The sequence below is a fragment of the Streptomyces sp. NPDC042201 genome, from assembly GCF_055582185.1.
Genome location: NZ_JBVJDS010000002.1, coordinates 340,452 through 356,442 on the forward strand (window position 1 = coordinate 340,452; position 15,991 = coordinate 356,442).

Below are 15,991 nucleotides of genomic sequence, written 5' to 3' on the forward strand. Positions count from 1 at the left end.
ATCGTCCCCTGGCGCCCTTCGCCGCGCCCCGCTACTTTCTCAGCGCCTCCTCCATCACCGCCCGCGCGATCGGCGCCGCGTCACCGCCCCCGCTGATGTCCGCCCGGTCGGCCGCCGCGTCCTCGACCACCACCGCCACCGCCACCGCCGGCCTGAACGTGTTGTCCGCCTGCGCCCACGCGATGAACCAGGCGTACGGCGTACCGGAGTTGCCCACCCCGTGCTGCGCCGTCCCCGTCTTTCCGCCGACCGTCGCCCCGTCGATCGCCGCGTTCGTGCCCGTACCGTCCGTGACGACGTCGATCATCAACTGCCTGACCTGCTGCGCCGTGGCCGGGTTCATCACCCGCCGATAGGTCCGGTCGCCGGTACGGGACACGACATCGCCGTCCGAGGCCAGGGTCCGGTCCACCAGATAGGGGTATCTGAGGTCCCCGCCGCCCGCGACCGCCGACGCGACCATCGCCATCTGGAGCGGAGTCGCTGTCGTGTCGAACTGCCCGATCGAGGAGAGCGCCAGCTGATCGTCGCTCATGCGGGTGTCGAAGTGGGACGCGGCGACCCCGGACGGGATCCTGAGCCCGCTGTCGTTGAAGCCGAACCTCTTCGCCATGTCCAGCATCCCGTTCAGCCCGACCTCCACCCCGAGTCCGGCCAGCACCGTGTTGCAGGACCAGGTGATGGCGTACGCCAGCGACGCCCCGTCGCACCCGCCCGCCTCATTGGGAAGCGTGGTCCGCGTGCCCGGCAGGACATACGGCTCGGGGATGCCGGTCGGGGCGTCGACATCGGTGACCGTACGGGAGTCCAGCGCGGCCGCCGCCGTCACGATCTTGAAGGCGGAGCCCGGCGGATAGGTCTGCCGGATGGCCCGGTTGAGCATCGGCTGCGCGGCCTCGCCGTTCAGCCGGGTCCAGGCGTCGGTGACGTCCTGGCCGGTGCCCGACAGCTGCTCGGGGTCGTACGACGGACTGCTGACCAGCGCCAGAATCTTGCCGGTGGTGGGCTCGATCGCCGCGACCGCGCCCCGTCTGCCGGCGAGTCCGTCGTACGCGGCGCGCTGCATCGACGCCTTGATGGTGGTGGCGACCCGGCCGCCGGGCTGCCGGCTGCGGGTGACGTCGTTCCAGAAGGGAAGAGGGGCCAGCCTCGGGTCCGTACCGGAGAGGATGTCGTCCTCGGCGTTCTCGATCAGCGTCGTGCCATAGGTCTGGGAGGCGTAACCGGTGACGGGTGCGTACAGCGGACCGTGCCGGTAGGTGCGTTCGTAGCGCAGCTGCTGCCTGGTGTCCTTCGAGCCGGTGACCGCTTGGCCGTCGACAAGGATATTGCCGCGCGGCTGCGCGTAACGGGCCACGGTGTCACGGCGGTTGGCGGGATTGTTGTCGAGTGAGTGGGCCTCGAACACCTGGATCCTGACCGCGTTGACCAGCAGCGCGAGGAGCAGCAGCAGACAGAGGGCGGCGGCCCGTCGGATGTACCGGATCACCGGTCGTCCTCCCCGGTCGGCCTGATGGCGCCGTCCTGCGGTCTGATGGCCCCGTCCTGTTCGTTCCGCCCGTCCTGTCCGCCCCACCCGTTTTGCCGGCCCCACCCGTCCTGCCCGTTCGGGGCGATGACTCCGGTCTCCACGGTCTCCGGATGCGGACTGCGGGCCGAGTCGCTGAGCCTGATGAGCAGCGCCACGATGATCCAGTTGGTGACGACGGACGAACCGCCCTGCGCGAGGAAGGGCATCGCCATACCGGTGAGCGGGATCAGCCCCATCACGCCGCCCGCGATGACGAAGACCTGGAAGGCGAGGATCGAGGCGAGTCCGATGGCGAGCAGCTGTCCGAAGGGGTCGCGCAGGGCGACGCCGGCGCGGTAACCGCGGGCCACGAGCAGCGTGTACAGCAGGAAGATGGCGGTGAGACCGACCAGGCCCAGTTCCTCGCCCGCGGTGGCGAGGATGAAGTCCGACTTGGCGGCGAAGCCGATCAGGATGGACCGGCCGCGGCCGAGGCCGGTCCCGAACAGCCCGCCGGCGGCGAACGCGAAGAGCGACTGGGCGAGCTGGCCCGGGCCGCGGCCCTCGTCGATGGACGCGAAGGGGGCGAGCCAGTCCTGAACCCGGCTGTGGACATGAGGTTCGAGGGAGCCGACCGCGAAGGCGCCGACCGCGGCGAGCAGCAGTCCGACGGCGATCCAGCCGGTGCGCCCGGTCGCCACGTACAGCAGGATCACGAAGAGCCCGAAGAAGAGCAGCGAGGTGCCCAGATCCCGTTCGAGGACGAGGACGATGACGCTGAACAGCCAGATGGCGACGATCGGGCCGAGGACCCGGCCGGTGGGCAGCTGGAGCTTCCAGAGGGTGCGGCCGGTGAAGGCGAGGGCGTTGCGGTTGGCGGCGAGGTACGCGGCGAAGAAGACGGCGAGCAGGATCTTGGCGAACTCGCCCGGCTGGAAGGAAAATCCGGCGAACCTGATCCAGATCTTGGCGCCGTTCACGGCGGGGAAGAAGATCGGCACGATCAGCAGCACCAGCGCGGTGGCGACCGAGAGATAGGCGTACCGCTGTAAGACGCGATGGTCGCGCAGGAACACGACGACGCCGGTGAAGAGCGCGACACCGAGCGTGGACCAGATCAGCTGGGTGGGCGCGCCCCGGGCGTCCGGGGTCTCCAGGTCGAGCCGGTAGATCAGCACCAGGCCGAGGCCGTTGAGGAGGACCGCGATGGGGAGCAGCAGCGGATCCGCGTACGGGGCGCGGAGACGGACCGCGATATGCGCGAGGAGGGCGAGCATGCCCAGACCGGCGCCGTACGCGGCCGCGTCCTGCGGTACGGCGCCGTCCGCGCCGAGCCCGACGCTGATGTAACCGAAGACGGAGATGAGGACGGCGCAGACGAGGAGCGAGAGTTCGACACCGCGGCGCTTGGGGAGGCGTTGCCCGGGCGGGGGAGCGCCCGCCGTCGTTGCGGTCATGTTCCGCAACGTAGCAAGGCAGCCTGCCTCATGTCCGCTTATGTAAAGACATAAGGCATGTCGAACTCATGTCGAACTCACGTAGCCCGACGTCCGTGCTCAGGAAGCGTCAAGCCGCGGATGGGTCAAGCCGCGGGAGGGTCAGCCGCGCGAGTGCCCCGCCGTCCGGCGCGTTGCTGAACACCAGCTCGGCCCCGATCACCGCGGACTGGCCGACGGCGATGGTCAGTCCGAGTCCGTGCCCCTTGCCGCCGCCTTCCGTACGGAACCGTTGTGGCCCGTGCTCCAGCAGATACGCCGGATAACCCGCGCCATGATCGCGTACGGTCACGGCCGGGCCCTCCACGGTCAGGACCACCGGCGGCCGTCCGTGCTTGTGGGCGTTGGCGACGAGATTGCCGAGCACCCGCTCCAGCCGTCGCCGGTCGGTCTCGACGGAGGCGTCCCTGACGACCCGTACCTCCGCCGGTGTGCCCGACGCCCGCACCACCCCCGCCGCCAGCGGCGCCAGTGCGTGGACGGCCAGATCGACCTGCTCCGTACGGGCGTCGAGGCGCGAGATCTCCAGCAGGTCTTCGGTCAGTGCCCGCATTGCCCGTACCCGGTCCCGCACCAGCTCGGTCGGCCGGCCCTCGGGCAGCAGTTCGGCGGCCGCGGAGAGTCCGGTCAGCGGGGTGCGCAGCTCATGGGCCACATCGGCGGTGAAGCGCTGTTCGCTCAGCAGCTTGTCCTGGAGCGTGGAGGCCATGGTGTCGAGCGCGCCGGAGACCGTGGCCACTTCGTCCTCGGGGCGTGAAGGGTCCTTCGTACGGGGGTCGTTGACGCGGGCGTCGAGATCGCCGGCGCTGATCCGCCGCGCCACCTGCGCGGTCAGGTGCAGTCGGCGGGTGACCCGGGTGACGGCGAACGCGCCGACGAGGAGGGTGGCGCCGATGGCGAGCACGGAGGAGCCCAGGATCGACCGGTCCAGGTTGGTGATGGTGCTCTGGCTGAGGGTGTAGTCGACGCGGGCCGCGAGCGCCGTATTTCCGGCGGGTCCGGCCGCCCACATGGTGGGCCGGCCTTTGAAGTCGGCCACCATCGTGCCGCGCCGGCCGCTCGTGGCGAGCGCGCGCAGCGGCTCGGGCAGACCCGGCGCGTCCAGCCCGGCGAACCGGGGGAGCGGCTGGCCCGCCTCGTACGCCCGGGTCACGGTGGCGAGCCGGGACAGCGCCTTCTGGCGGGCCGAGTCGACGGTCTGGCGGGTCACCGAGACATGCACGAGGGCGCCGAGCAGGGCGGCGAGGGCGCAGCACATCACGGTGATGAAGACGGCCGACTTCCAGGTGAGGGTGGCGGTCCAGGCGGGCGCGCGGGGTCTCATGGGGTGCCTGCCGACGATGAGGCGCGAGGTGTTGGTGGCGGCTGTGTGCCCTGTGGGGTCTGTCTGTCCTGTGTGCTTGGTGGGTCCTGTGGTGGGGCGGGGGAGGGGGCGCCGGAGGCTTCCGGCGCGGGCGGGGTGTACATCCGGGCGGGGACGATCTCGTCCTGGGCGGGGAGCATTGTCCCCTGCCGGGCGTCCCAGGACCAGGCCGTCCGGTACTCGTATCCCGGGATGCCCGCCGAGACCACCCGCAGAATCAGATCCTCGCCCGCCAGCTCGACGGCGACGACCTGGTCGGAGGTGGACATGATGCGGGTCAGCCCGCCGTTCTCGGCCTGATAGCAGCGCACGGCCAGCTGCTGGCGGGGCAATGTGACGCCCACGATCAGCTCGTCCCGGCCGTCACCGGTCAGATCGTGGTGGTACGCCTTCAGGACCGGGCACGAGGCGGGTGCTTGCGGCTGCCTTTCCGGTCGTGTCCCCGCCCGGCTCCCCGGCCGCTTCTCGCCCTGCGTCGCCGATCGCCTGTCACAGTCCGCGAGCCGCGTGACGGTCTGCTCGGGGAGCCCACCGGCGCCGGTGGCGTCCTTCGGGTGGGCGGCGACCTCCGCCCTGACGACGGTGACGGGATCCAGGCCGCGGGTGCTGTTGTGGGTGACCCGGACGCCCGGGACGCGTTCCTTGTCGCTCTCCCCGAAGCCGAGGGGCGGCGCGGAGATCGCGGGGAGGCCGGGCCAGAGGCGCACCGGCCCGACAGCGGCCGTGGTGGGGCCCGCGCTCTTGAGCCCGCTCTCGCTGCCGCACGCGGACAGCGAGAAGGACAGCGCGGCGGCGGTGGCTGCCAGCACTGTTCCGACTGCGGTGCGACGAGGGGACAAGGTGCTCCTGGAACGATCGGTCGTTCCAGCACCCTATGGTGAGAAAAGTTCCTTTAGTCGCTTTTACGGCGCCGCCGGTCGGTGTGGACGCGGAGAGTGTGGTGCTCGGGGAGGCGGGGGTGGCTCAGCGCTGGTACGGGTTCTGCTGCTCCGGCTGTCCGCCGCCCTGGCCGTACCCCTGGCCGCCGGCCTGCCCGTACCCCTGTATGCCGCCCTGCCCGCTGCTCTGGGCCAGCAGCTGGTCCGCCTGCTCCTTGCTCAGCTGCTGCTCGGCGCCGCAGAACGTGCACTGGGTCGCGTACTTCGTGGAGAACGGGAACAGCGGCACGAAGAACAGCGTGAACTTGCTGACGCGCTTCCTGAGCGTGTGCGCCGACGGGTTGCCGCAGCGGCCGCAGACCAGCGTCAGTATCGCCAGTTGGTAGAGATAGCCCTTGGTACCGAAGATGATCATGCGTGGGATTCCTTCCGCGAGACACGCGCCCTGGGGAGAGTGTGCCGCACGCCTCTGACAGTCGCGCGGCCCGGGCGGGTCCGGGGTGGGGCCGAGGTCGGATCCGGGAGTGGGGCCGGGTCAGGTGGCAGATCCGGAGCAGATCTCAGAACCCGGGCAGGGGCGGTCACGGGAGCCGCCCGGCCTGGTCCGGGTCGGTGAGCGGGCCGAGGAGGTCCCCGTACCGCTCCAGCCGCCCCGCGATGTCGTTCACGCCGAAGACCAGCTGCTCGGCAGCCGTACAGCCCTCGACCTCTTCCCAGGTCAGGGGTGTGGAGACGGTCGGCTCCGCCCTGGCCCGCAGGGTGTAGGGCGTCGCGGTCGTCTTCGCCGCCGCGTTCTGGCTGTGGTCGACGAAGACCTTCCCGGGCCGCAGCGACCGGCGCATCCGGTGCACCACCAGCCGCGGCAGCGCCGTCTCGGCCTCGACGGCCAGGCCTTTCGCGTACGCCGAGACCTCCGCCGAGGGCGCCCGCTCCAGCGGTACGAGCAGATGCAGCCCCTTCGAGCCGGAGGTCTTCGCGTACGCCTCCAGCCCGTCCGCGCTCAGCCGCTCACGCAGCCAGAGCGCCACCTCGCAGCACTCCACGGCGGTGGCGGGCGCCCCCGGATCCAGGTCGAACACCAGCCGGTCGGCGCAACCCGGCTCGTCCGCGCACCACTGCGGCGTATGGAACTCCACCACCAGATTCGCCGCCCACATCAGCGTCGGCAGATCCTCCACCACCACCTGCCGGCTGGTCCCCGCGGTGGTGCTGGGTACGTCGGCGATCCGTACCCAGGACGGGGTGCCCGGCGGCGGGTTCTTGGTGAAGAACCGCTGGCCGTCAGGCCCGTCCGGATAGCGCAGGAAGGAGACGGGGCGGTCGGCGAGATGGGCCAGCAGAGGGCCCGCCGTACGGGCGTAATAGTGCAGGACCTCGCCCTTGGTGGTGCCAGTGGCGGCGTACAGGACCTTGTCCAGATTGCTGAGCGCCAGGCGCCGCCCCTCCACCTCTGTGATCGGCGTCATACGATGACAATCCCATGAATCTCGTACGAAAGGGATGAAACGTGCGATCCATATGGAACGGCGCGATCTCCTTCGGGCTGGTCAGCATCCCGATCAAGCTGGTGAACGCCACCGAGAACCACTCGATCTCCTTCCGCCAGTTCCATATCGCGGACGGCGGCCGCATCCGCTACCGCAAGGTCTGCGAGCTGGACGAGCAGGAGGTGTCGTCGGCGGAGATCGGCAAGGGGTACGAGGAAGCCGACGGGTCCATCATCCCGATCACCGACGCCGACCTGGCCGCACTGCCGCTGCCCACCGCGAAGACGATCGAGATCGTGGCGTTCGTCCCGGCGACCACGATCGATCCGCTCCAGATGGATACGGCGTACTACCTCTCCGCGAGCGGCGTGCCGGCAGCCAAGCCGTACGTCCTGCTGCGCGAGGCGCTGAAGCGCAGCGAGAAGGTCGCCGTCGCCAAGTTCGCGCTGCGGGGGCGGGAGCGGCTCGGCATGCTGCGGGTGGTCGGCGACGTCATCGCCATGCACGGCCTGCTCTGGCCGGACGAGATCCGCGCCCCCGAGGGGGTCGCGCCCGATACCGAGGTCACCGTACGGGACGCCGAACTCGACATGGCGGACGCCTTGATGGACACCCTCGGCTCGGTCGACATCGACTCGCTGCACGACGACTACCGCGAGGCGGTCGAGGAACTGATCGCCGCCAAGGCGGAGGGCGAACCGGTACCGGAGCGCGAGCCGGCGGCGGGCGGCGGCAAGGTCCTCGACCTGATGGCGGCGCTGGAGAACAGCGTCCGCGCGGCGAAGGAGGCGCGGGGCGAGGGCGGCGAGGGCGGGGAGGTCGCTGAGGTCACGCACCTCAAGCCGACGGAGAAGCCGGCGAAGAAGGCCGCCGCAAAGAAGCCGGCGGAGAAGGCTGCGACGGCGAGCACCACCGGGACGAAGGGCACCGGGAAGAAAGGCGCGGCGAAGAAGACGTCGGCGTCGAAGGACGACGCCAAGACCGGTACGGGCAAGCGCGCGGCCAAAAAGACGGACACGGCCGCCGCGAAGAAGTCCGCGTCCGGAAAGCGAGCATCGGCCTGAGTCACGGCGGGGCAGACGCCGACCGGACGGCACCCACGCCCCGAACGAGCCCACCGCGGCGGTAGCCCGCCAACTCGCGGTCCCCGAGGCGGCCGTGGCCAAACACATCGGCAGGACCCTCGCCACACTCGACCTCCCCCCGACGCACAACACCCCCCGCCGCGCCCTCACGGTCCTGGCCTTCCCCCGCGCCCGAGAACCCCCGCCACCCCCGCCGCAACGCGAAGCGGCAGCCGGAAATACCTGTTCACGGCCACCCCGCCGAAGCTGGTAAGGTTTCTTTCGTCGCCAAGCAACACAGCGATACGCCCCCGTAGCTCAGGGGATAGAGCATCGGCCTCCGGAGCCGGGTGCGCAGGTTCGAATCCTGCCGGGGGCACTTCCGGATAGAGGGTCTGACCAGCAGAAATGCCGGTCAGGCCCTTTCTTGTTCGTACCGAAACGCACCCGGACGTCCGAGGCTGTTTCGGTTTCCCATCCCTTGTCCTGGCGTTCAGTCAGATGGGCATCGCCGAGCGAAGAGATGACTGTTCGCCGGATGCAGAGGCAGACCGATCCGGGGGCTGAGGTGCGGCGCAGCAACACGATTCCCCGGCCCTCCGGGTCGCCGAGGGACGTTCCCACTCCACGTCGGGAGGATCGCAGGTAGGATAAGGAGCATGAGTGACCCTACTGGGAAGTATTCGATCACGATGCCACGCGACATCGCTGAAGCCGCCCGCGCGCGTAGTGGTCCGTCCGGCCTGTCCGCGTACGTCGCCGCGGCCGTGGCCCGCCAGATCGAGCGGGACAATCTGAACGAGCTCATCTCAGTCGCCGAGGCTGAACACGGACCGGTCACCGAGGAAGAGATCCAGGCCAAGCGCGACCAACTGCACCGTGCCCGCGAACAGCAGCAGGCCGACGCGGTGAGCGCTGCGTGACGCGCTCGCCCGCCGCACCGGGCGGCACGCTGGTTCTCGACAGCGAGGGACTGGCCAAGGCTGTACTGCGCGACCGCGAAGTGACCGGCTGGCTCGCCCTGGCGAGAGCCGACGATATGCGGGTCATCGTCAGCGCGGCCACCCTCGTGGAAGTGATCCACCCCAGGATCAAACGTCCCGCCCTCGAATGGATCCTGTCGCGCATCGTCGTCGAGCCGGTCACTGAGCCCATCGCCCGTCATGCTGCCGCCCTGCTGGCCGACGCTGAATTGCACGGGCACAAGTACGCCATCGATGCCATGCTCTGCGCCACCGCCCTCGCATCCCCCGGGCCTGTCACCGCGCTCACCTCAGACCCTGAGGACCTCGCCGCACTGTGCGGCGGACTTGTCACCGTCATTAAGGTCTGACTGCAGCCCGCGTGTCCCCCCTGACGTCGGGTCAGTGGCTCTTCCGGATCGGGGTCGGCGCCTGCGGACCGTAGGGAGTGTTGACTCCGGAAAGTTGGTACGGTAATGGGGTGAAAACCGGGATCGTGGCGCGGCGTCTTACGCCGAAGGGGCAGGCCACCCGTGACCGCATTGTGGCGGCCGCGGCGAAGCTGATGTTCGAGCGCGGCGTCGCGGGCACCAGCACGGACGACGTGCTGAAGGCCACCGGGATCAGCAGTCCCTCGCAGCTGTACCACTACTTCGGCGGGAAGCAGTCTCTCGTCCGGGCCGTCATCACCTACCAGACGGAGTCCATTCTCGCCTTCCAGCGGCCGCTGCTGAGCCGACTGGACAGTTTCGAGGCGCTGGAGGCGTGGCGGGATGCCATCGTCGACCTCCAGCGCGCGGGCAACTGCAGGGGCGGCTGTCCCATCGGATCCCTGTCCGTGGAGCTGTCCGACCACGATCCGCAGGCCCGCGCCGAGATCGTGGCCGGCTACAGCCAGTGGGAGCGGGCCATCCGCGACGGACTGAACGCCATGCGGGCCCGCGGTGAGCTGCGCGAGGACGCCGACGCTCTAAAAAATGAGGCGATTATCGCCCATGGCCAGGCAAGACGCAGGTCAGCGACCCGCAGTCGCTGACGAAGCGGAGCCTCGAACTAGCCGAGGGAAGTAATCCGATGGAACTGAAGGATCAGATCGCGCTCATCACCGGCGGCACGGCCGGAATCGGTCTGGAAGCCGCCCGGCTGTTCGCCCGCGAGGGCGCGACGGTCGTCATCTCCGGCCGGAATGCCGAACGCGGCGCCACCGCCGTCGCCGACATCGGGGACATCGGGGACGGCCCCGGCTCGGTCCGTTTCGTCGCCGCGGACCTGGGCGACCTGGAATCGGTCGGTGCCCTGGCCGAACAGGCAGGACCGGTCGACATCCTGGTCAATAACGCGGCGGCGTTCCCGGTCGCCGCGACCGTGGAGCAGAGTGTCGCCGGGTTCCAACAGATGTTCGACACCAATGTGCGCGGCGCGTTCTTCCTCACCGCCGCCCTGGCGCCGGCGATGCTCGCCAAGGGCGCCGGCAGCATCGTCAACGTCACCACCATGGCCGCCTCCATGGGCGTGCCCGGAGCCTCCGGCTACAGCGCCACCAAAGCCGCGCTCGCCTCGTTCACCCGCACCTGGGCGGCCGAGTTCAGCCCCGGCGGCGTCCGCGTCAACAGCGTCGCCCCCGGTCCGACCGTCACCGAAGGCGTCCTGGCCGAGTGGGGCGACGGCGTCGCCGAACTCGGCGAGGCCCTCCCCCTGCGCCGTACCGCTACCCCCACCGAGATCGCCGAGGCCATCCTGTTCCTGGCCTCCCCCCGCTCCAGCTACGTCACCGGCTCCACCCTCGCCGTCGACGGCGGCGCCACCGCCATCTGACCCCCACAACACACCGCCACGGGCGGACCCGGCGGCGGGGGTGGTTGGGGGGAGCATGATTGCTCGGGTCAGGGCGAAGGTGATCGGGATGGCGCAGGCCGCCGCGAGGAGCGGGGCTGTGCGGCGGTCCGTGTGGAGGACGTTCACGAGCAGGTGGATGCCGCCGGTGGTGATCAGGAAGTTGGCGGCCGTCGTCAGGGGGAAGGCGAAGAACTTCCGCCAGGTCGGGCGGGTGCGGTAGGTGAACCAGGAATGCAGGAAGAACGAGCCGACCACGCTGAGCGCGAAGGCCAGCACATGCGCCGCCTGGTAGGGCAGGGAGAGCAGGAACAGCAGATAGAGGCCGTAGTAGACGGCCGTGTTGACCACACCCGTCAGTCCGAATCTGATGAGGTGTCCGGACATCAGCCGGCCAGACTGCCGGGCGGGTTGCCGGCGCCGACCGCGAGCGGGCGGCGGCGTTCGGCCGGGGCGCCGGTGTTGGTGGCCTTGACCAGGAAGTGAGGGCGGTCCTTCACCTCGTAGTAGACGCGCCCGACGTATTCGCCGATCACGCCGACCATGACCATCTGCACGCCGGCGAGGGCGGTGACGATCACGATGAGGGTGACGTAGCCCGGTGCCTCGACGCCGTTCAGGAGTACGTCCCCGACGGACCACAGCGTGTACACCGCGGCGATCGTCAGGAGCGTCAGGCCCAGATAGAGCGCGGCGCGCAGGGGCTTGTTGTTGAAGGAGAGCAGGCCGTCGAGTCCGTAGTTGAGGAGCTTGCCGAACGTCCAGGTGCTGCTGCCCCGCTCGCGTACGGCGTTCTCGTAGTCGAAGGTCGTGCTGGGGAATCCCACCCAGGCGAACAGGCCCTTGGAGAAGCGGTTGTACTCGGTCAGTTCCAGCACGGCGTCCACCGCCCGGCGGGAGAGCAGCCGGAAGTCGCCAGCCCCGTCGACCAGTTCGACGTCGACCAGCCGGTTGATGAACCAGTAGTACGCCCGCGCGGTGAGGGTACGGGTCACCCGGTCGCCCTTCCGGGTGCGCCGGGTGATCACCTGGTCGAAGCCGTGTTCGTGCAGGTCCACCATCCGCGGTATCAGCTCCGGCGGGTGCTGCAGATCCGCGTCCATGATGACCACGGTGTCGCCCGAGGCGTGGCGGAGACCGGCGAGCATGGCCGCCTCCTTGCCGAAGTTACGGCTGAAGGAGACGTAGCGGGCGCGGGGATCCTCGTCCGCCAGCCGCGTCAGCAGGCTCAGCGTCGCGTCGCTGCTCCCGTCGTCCACGTACACGAACTCGATGTCGTGACGGACACTCAGGAGCTCACGATCGACGCGCTCATGGAACTGCCTGATGACCTCCTCTTCGTTGTAGCAAGGAACGACGATCGAGATCAGCATGTTTCTCTCCTTCTGCGAAGACGGTGGGCGGTGCGGCGGGCGCGGAGGCCCGGGAGCGCGTGGAGCAGGATCAGGGCCAGCAGCGTGGCGGCCCCCAGCGTGAGGCCCAGCCACAGGCCGGGCGGGTGGAAGGTGCAGGTGACGGCGGTCGTCGAGGCGGTGAGCGGGACCGCGACGAGGCCGAGGTACTCCCCGGCGGGGCGCGCCTCGCCGTCGCCCGCCGCGCAACGCCACCCGGCGATCCGCGGTACGGCGAGCACGGCGACGCCCGCGCTTCCGGGCGGCAGTTCGGCCCGTACGGTGCTGCCGGAGACCGTCACCTCGGTGGCGCCGGTGGAGGTGAGCCGGTCAACAGCCGTACGCAGCCGTACGGGGTCGAGGCAGCCGATCGCGCCGTCCGGGATGACGCCGCCCTGTTCGGATGTCACGTCCACGGCGACACGACCGGACGCCGGCGCCGCGCCCAGCGGCTGCATCGCGGCCCGTCTGCGGGCGGAGTCGCCGTGGAAGCGCTGGGTGAGGGAGCTTCCGGAGAGCGTCGCGGTACCCCGGAACGTCGGCGCCCAGAGGTGGACCTCGCTGCCCGCCGGGCAGGAGGCGGTCAGTACGTACGCGGGCTCAGCCGACCGCTTCGTCGGCGGGCCGGGGATCCGGTAGCCGGAAGCGGCCTCGTCCCTGCGCGGTGCCGGTGCTCCGTCGCCGGCGCGCACGAAGATACGGGGCACGGTGTACACCTCCGCGCCGAGCAGCTTCTCCTGATTGCGGTAGGCGGACGGGCCGAAGGCGGGCGCGGTACCCGTGCTCCGTACGGTCACCAGGGGCGGGACGTCCTGGCGGGACACCGTCGGCCCGCGCAGGTCCGTGCTGGCGTCCCGGTCCTGGTCCCGGGACCGGTCCTTCTCCCGGTCCTTCGCCCGGTCCTTCTCCTGGTACGGATCGGGCGGGGAATGCAGCCGTACACCGACGGAGAAGATGGCGTCCGTGACGGCGTTGTCGAGGCTCTGGACGGACCGGCCGCCCGAGGTGTAGCCGCCACCGAGCGCGGTGAGGGTCCTGCTCAGGACGTCGGAGGTGACGCTGCTGTAGTACTGCGCGCCCTGGCCGCCGACCAGCATCGGATCGTTGCCGACCGTCTGCTCACGGCCCGGATCGGTGCGGTACCGGGGCCAGCCGTCCGCCTCGGCGATCGTCTCCGCCTGCCGCGCTTGGCGCTGTCCCCAGGGCCCGTAGTCGTCGAGACGGGCGATCCTCGCCGCGTCGCCGTACGCCGTCGTGGCGGCGGACTGGACGAACTGCGTGCCGACGAGGAGCGCGGCCGTGAGGAACAGCGCCCAACGGCCGCCGCTGCGGCGGCCCGTGAGTCGGGTACGCAGCAGCGTCAGGGCCAGCGCCGTCGCCGCGAGGCCCGCCAGCAGGAGCGGGATCGTGAGGACGCTGATCAGCCGGCTTTGCCAGGCGACCGCGGTGAGCAGGGCGAGCAGCGCACCGGCGGCGAGCAGCGCGCGCCGGCCGGGCGCGCCCCGCGCCATGGACGTCCAGGCGGCGATCACCAGCAGCCCGCAGAGCACGAACGTCTGGCGGTACGGGCTGCCGTTGGGGGTCGCGAAGGCATGCCAGGCCAGATGCGTGGGGCCCCACTGCATCGACAGGGCCACGGCGACGACCAGCAGGCTCCACACCCCGCGCTCCCGCCGGGGGACGGCGCGGTTGAACGGCAGCGTGAGGGCGAGCAGCAGCGCCGCGGTATCGACGTACGAGGCGGGGGTGCCGAAACTCCACGCGCCGGGAAGCACGCCGGCGAACACGTCCGCCCAGGGCTCGGGCGTGAACTCCCGGACCGCGCCGGGATACGCGTGCCGGGTGCCGAAGTAGACGACGACCACGACGGGTGCGGCGAGACCGATACCGATCGCCGCACTCACGGCGGCACGCCGCAGTACGAGGAGCCGCTCCCGGAATGTGACGGGCCCGTTCGGCGTGACGGGCCCGTGCGGCGCGAGAGGCCCGTCCAGCAGCAGCCGGGCGAGCAGCACCAGAGCGGCGCCGATGGTGGCCATGTACGCGGTGTAGAAGTTGGCGGCCCAGACCACCGCGACCACGACCGGGCCGAGGACACGGTGCCGGCCGGACATCGCCCAGCCGCCGACGAGACACAGCAGCGGCAGAGCGATGAGACCGTCCACCCACATGGGGTTGTACGACGCTTCGAGGACGGACCAGCCGCACAGGGCGTACGAGGCGCCCAGGATGCCCGCGATCCACCAGCGGCCGGTCCTGAGGGTGAGCAGCAGACAGGCCATGGCGGCCCCGGCCGTCGCCATCTTCAGTACGGTGATCACATAGACCGCGAGATCGATCTCCTCGCGCGGGAACAGTGCGACGAGCGGGGCGAACGGGCTGGTCAGATACGTGCCGAGGTCCGGCAGCAGGCTCGCGCCGAAGCCGGACCGCCAGTTGATGAACAGCCCTCCGTCGCCCCGTCCGTGCAGCAGATCCCACAGATAGGCGTGGAGCGGTACGTACTCGTTGCCGAGGTCGTTCACGCTGCGTGAGCCCGGCCCGAAGGGGAAGGTCCGGGCGGCGGCGTCACCGGCGCAGAACGCCACCACGGTGAGCGCCGCCGCGAGAAGCGCGGCACGCCCGCGGACGTCCCCGGCCGGCCGGAACGGCAGCCGGAGGCACGGCGACCGGGAGACCGACGACGCGCGAGCAGAAGCTGACGACCGGGCAGCGGGCCCCGGCGGGCTCGATACGGCGCCCGCTCCCGTATCGGCGGCGGCTGCCTCGGTGGGCGGGATGTGTTTCACACTCTGTCCTGTCCGCCCAGCGGCTCACGCTGCTGTGACGCCGACCACGTACATGGATCGGCACCTGCGGAACAGGCCTTTATCCCTCAGGTATCCCTCAGGCCGGACAGAGAGAGGCCGGCCCCGGCCGCGGGCCCTTTCGGGTGCGGACGGGGCCGGGTGGGTCGGTGGAGGGTCAGCCCTTGATGAGGCGGACGACCACGGTCTCGGCGGCGGTCACGGTTACGCCGTAGTTCGGGTCCAGCGCGGAGGCCTGGGCCTCGACCTCGACTTTGCCCTTCTGGAACGGAGTCGTTCCGGTGGGGGTCGACTTGGCCGTCCAGGCCGCCGGGGTGCCCGGCTCGCAGTCCACCGAGGTGGAGTACGTGCCGTTGATGAGGACGCGGTTCTTCACCTGCGTCACATGGCCCGACAGGGTCACCTCGACCGGCGCGTTGCAGCTCACCGTGCCGTGCAGGGTGGCCTTGCCGTTCAGGGTGGAGGCCGTGCCGTCGAGCGCGACGACGAGGCCGAGGTCGAGCTCCGCGGGCGGGGCGGGGTTGTTGATGTGGACCTCGCCGCGCAGGGCGGCGGAGCCCCCCTCGCAGTGCTGCTCGTACGTGGCGTCCAGGGTCTGTACGTATCCACTCGGCCCGAACGCCACATTCGAGATGGTGAAGGAGCCGGTCAGCGTGTTGCAGCCGCGTCCGTTCCCGTCGAGGGAGAGACCGGGCTCGGCCGCCTCGTTGAACGGGTACCGGGTGGCGCCGGTGTATTCGCCCGGCGTCAGGGTCTGGCCGGCCGGCGCCGCGAGGTCGAGGTACCACCAGTCACCGTTGGCCCCGTCGACCGAGACGGAGATGACCCTGTTGTCGGCGTTGCCGGACGCCGTGAGGCGGTCCTGCGACGCGGTGTCGTAGGAGTAGGACCGGCCGCCACTGATGTAGTCGTCGGCGTCGCCGCTGAAGCTGAGCGATCCCGTCTCGACGGGTGTCCGGGCCTGCGCGGCGGTGCTCGCGAGGACGGTCGTGCCGGTCGCCAGCGTCAGTGCCAGCGACAGTACGACCGTCACGCGAGCGAGGGCGCGTCTGGGCGCGCTGAGTTTCATCGGTGATTCCCCCCCAAGGAGAAGCAGAGTGACCCTGTTGTCGGCGGGGTGTCCTTCCCGCCGGGCCGCAGTGAGTGTGTCAAGCACCGAGGGTAGTCACAACACCTTTTCCTGTAGCGGAAGTTGGCCTG

14 protein-coding genes, 1 tRNA gene and 1 pseudogene are annotated in these 15,991 nt (G+C 70.3%); 6 read left to right on the top strand and 10 right to left on the bottom strand.

What is annotated here, in order from left to right; translation table 11 throughout:
• Positions 1 to 31: 31 nt before the first annotated feature.
• From ACZ6MZ_RS05425 to ligD, 6 genes are all read right to left on the bottom strand, one after another.
• Positions 32 to 1,489, bottom strand: coding sequence for a penicillin-binding transpeptidase domain-containing protein (locus tag ACZ6MZ_RS05425; protein ID WP_469349976.1), 1,458 nt, complete (start codon positions 1,487 to 1,489; stop codon positions 32 to 34).
• A complete protein-coding gene (locus tag ACZ6MZ_RS05430) occupies positions 1,486 to 2,967 on the bottom strand; it encodes an FtsW/RodA/SpoVE family cell cycle protein (protein WP_384186260.1) in 1,482 nt (493 codons plus the stop codon). The genes ACZ6MZ_RS05425 and ACZ6MZ_RS05430 overlap by 4 nt, the downstream gene beginning before the upstream one ends.
• A gap of 109 nt (positions 2,968 to 3,076) precedes the next feature.
• Positions 3,077 to 4,330, bottom strand: a complete 1,254-nt coding sequence (locus ACZ6MZ_RS05435; RefSeq protein ID WP_469349978.1) for a histidine kinase dimerization/phospho-acceptor domain-containing protein — start codon at positions 4,328 to 4,330, stop codon at positions 3,077 to 3,079.
• On the bottom strand, positions 4,327 to 5,178 hold the full coding sequence (locus ACZ6MZ_RS05440) for a hypothetical protein (RefSeq protein ID WP_469349979.1): 852 nt from the start codon (positions 5,176 to 5,178) through the stop codon (positions 4,327 to 4,329). The genes ACZ6MZ_RS05435 and ACZ6MZ_RS05440 overlap by 4 nt, the downstream gene beginning before the upstream one ends.
• A gap of 154 nt (positions 5,179 to 5,332) precedes the next feature.
• Positions 5,333 to 5,662 carry a zinc-ribbon domain-containing protein gene (locus ACZ6MZ_RS05445; protein ID WP_469349981.1) on the bottom strand — a complete coding sequence of 110 codons (330 nt, stop codon included), beginning with the start codon at positions 5,660 to 5,662 and terminating at the stop codon, positions 5,333 to 5,335.
• 166 nt (positions 5,663 to 5,828) lie between these two features.
• Positions 5,829 to 6,713 carry a non-homologous end-joining DNA ligase gene (gene ligD / locus ACZ6MZ_RS05450; RefSeq protein WP_469349983.1) on the bottom strand — a complete coding sequence of 295 codons (885 nt, stop codon included), beginning with the start codon at positions 6,711 to 6,713 and terminating at the stop codon, positions 5,829 to 5,831.
• Between the two features lie 41 nt (positions 6,714 to 6,754).
• Here ligD and ku point away from each other — a divergent pair, with 41 nt between their 5' ends.
• The 6 genes from ku (at position 6,755) to ACZ6MZ_RS05480 (ending at position 10,575) form a co-directional block, all read left to right on the top strand.
• A complete protein-coding gene (gene ku, locus ACZ6MZ_RS05455) occupies positions 6,755 to 7,798 on the top strand; it encodes a non-homologous end joining protein Ku (RefSeq protein ID WP_469349985.1) in 1,044 nt (347 codons plus the stop codon).
• A 307-nt stretch (positions 7,799 to 8,105) separates the two neighbouring features.
• Positions 8,106 to 8,177, top strand: a tRNA-Arg gene (locus tag ACZ6MZ_RS05460).
• A 280-nt stretch (positions 8,178 to 8,457) separates the two neighbouring features.
• Positions 8,458 to 8,721, top strand: a complete 264-nt coding sequence (locus ACZ6MZ_RS05465; protein ID WP_384186277.1) for a CopG family transcriptional regulator — start codon at positions 8,458 to 8,460, stop codon at positions 8,719 to 8,721.
• On the top strand, positions 8,718 to 9,131 hold the full coding sequence (locus ACZ6MZ_RS05470) for a PIN domain-containing protein (protein WP_384186280.1): 414 nt from the start codon (positions 8,718 to 8,720) through the stop codon (positions 9,129 to 9,131). The genes ACZ6MZ_RS05465 and ACZ6MZ_RS05470 overlap by 4 nt, the downstream gene beginning before the upstream one ends.
• Before the next feature lie 110 nt (positions 9,132 to 9,241).
• Positions 9,242 to 9,796, top strand: coding sequence for a TetR/AcrR family transcriptional regulator (locus ACZ6MZ_RS05475; protein WP_469349987.1), 555 nt, complete (start codon positions 9,242 to 9,244; stop codon positions 9,794 to 9,796).
• 38 nt (positions 9,797 to 9,834) lie between these two features.
• Positions 9,835 to 10,575 carry an SDR family NAD(P)-dependent oxidoreductase gene (locus ACZ6MZ_RS05480; RefSeq protein ID WP_389788420.1) on the top strand — a complete coding sequence of 247 codons (741 nt, stop codon included), beginning with the start codon at positions 9,835 to 9,837 and terminating at the stop codon, positions 10,573 to 10,575.
• 42 nt (positions 10,576 to 10,617) lie between these two features.
• Here the strand turns inward: ACZ6MZ_RS05480 and ACZ6MZ_RS05485 are convergent.
• The 4 genes and pseudogenes from ACZ6MZ_RS05485 to ACZ6MZ_RS05500 all read right to left on the bottom strand — a co-directional run.
• Positions 10,618 to 10,980, bottom strand: a pseudogene (locus ACZ6MZ_RS05485) (GtrA family protein); the annotation flags it as partial.
• Positions 10,980 to 11,966, bottom strand: coding sequence for a glycosyltransferase family 2 protein (locus ACZ6MZ_RS05490; protein WP_469349989.1), 987 nt, complete (start codon positions 11,964 to 11,966; stop codon positions 10,980 to 10,982). The pseudogene ACZ6MZ_RS05485 and the gene ACZ6MZ_RS05490, both read right to left, overlap by 1 nt.
• Positions 11,960 to 14,638, bottom strand: coding sequence for a YfhO family protein (locus ACZ6MZ_RS05495; RefSeq protein ID WP_469350384.1), 2,679 nt, complete (start codon positions 14,636 to 14,638; stop codon positions 11,960 to 11,962). Before ACZ6MZ_RS05495 ends, ACZ6MZ_RS05490 begins: the two co-directional genes overlap by 7 nt.
• Before the next feature lie 310 nt (positions 14,639 to 14,948).
• Positions 14,949 to 15,824, bottom strand: a complete 876-nt coding sequence (locus tag ACZ6MZ_RS05500) for a hypothetical protein (protein ID WP_469349990.1) — start codon at positions 15,822 to 15,824, stop codon at positions 14,949 to 14,951.
• Positions 15,825 to 15,991: the final 167 nt, after the last annotated feature.

Bases quoted from the DNA above. Each gene is read 5' to 3' on its own strand.
- ACZ6MZ_RS05430 (WP_384186260.1), bottom strand. From the start codon at position 2,967: ATGACCGCAACGACGGCGGGCGCTCCCCCGCCCGGGCAACGCCTCCCC.
- ACZ6MZ_RS05435 (WP_469349978.1), bottom strand. From the start codon at position 4,330: ATGAGACCCCGCGCGCCCGCCTGGACCGCCACCCTCACCTGGAAGTCG.
- ACZ6MZ_RS05445 (WP_469349981.1), bottom strand. From the start codon at position 5,662: ATGATCATCTTCGGTACCAAGGGCTATCTCTACCAACTGGCGATACTG.
- ligD (WP_469349983.1), bottom strand. From the start codon at position 6,713: ATGACGCCGATCACAGAGGTGGAGGGGCGGCGCCTGGCGCTCAGCAAT.
- ACZ6MZ_RS05465 (WP_384186277.1), top strand. From the start codon at position 8,458: ATGAGTGACCCTACTGGGAAGTATTCGATCACGATGCCACGCGACATC.
- ACZ6MZ_RS05480 (WP_389788420.1), top strand. From the start codon at position 9,835: ATGGAACTGAAGGATCAGATCGCGCTCATCACCGGCGGCACGGCCGGA.
- ACZ6MZ_RS05490 (WP_469349989.1), bottom strand. From the start codon at position 11,966: ATGCTGATCTCGATCGTCGTTCCTTGCTACAACGAAGAGGAGGTCATC.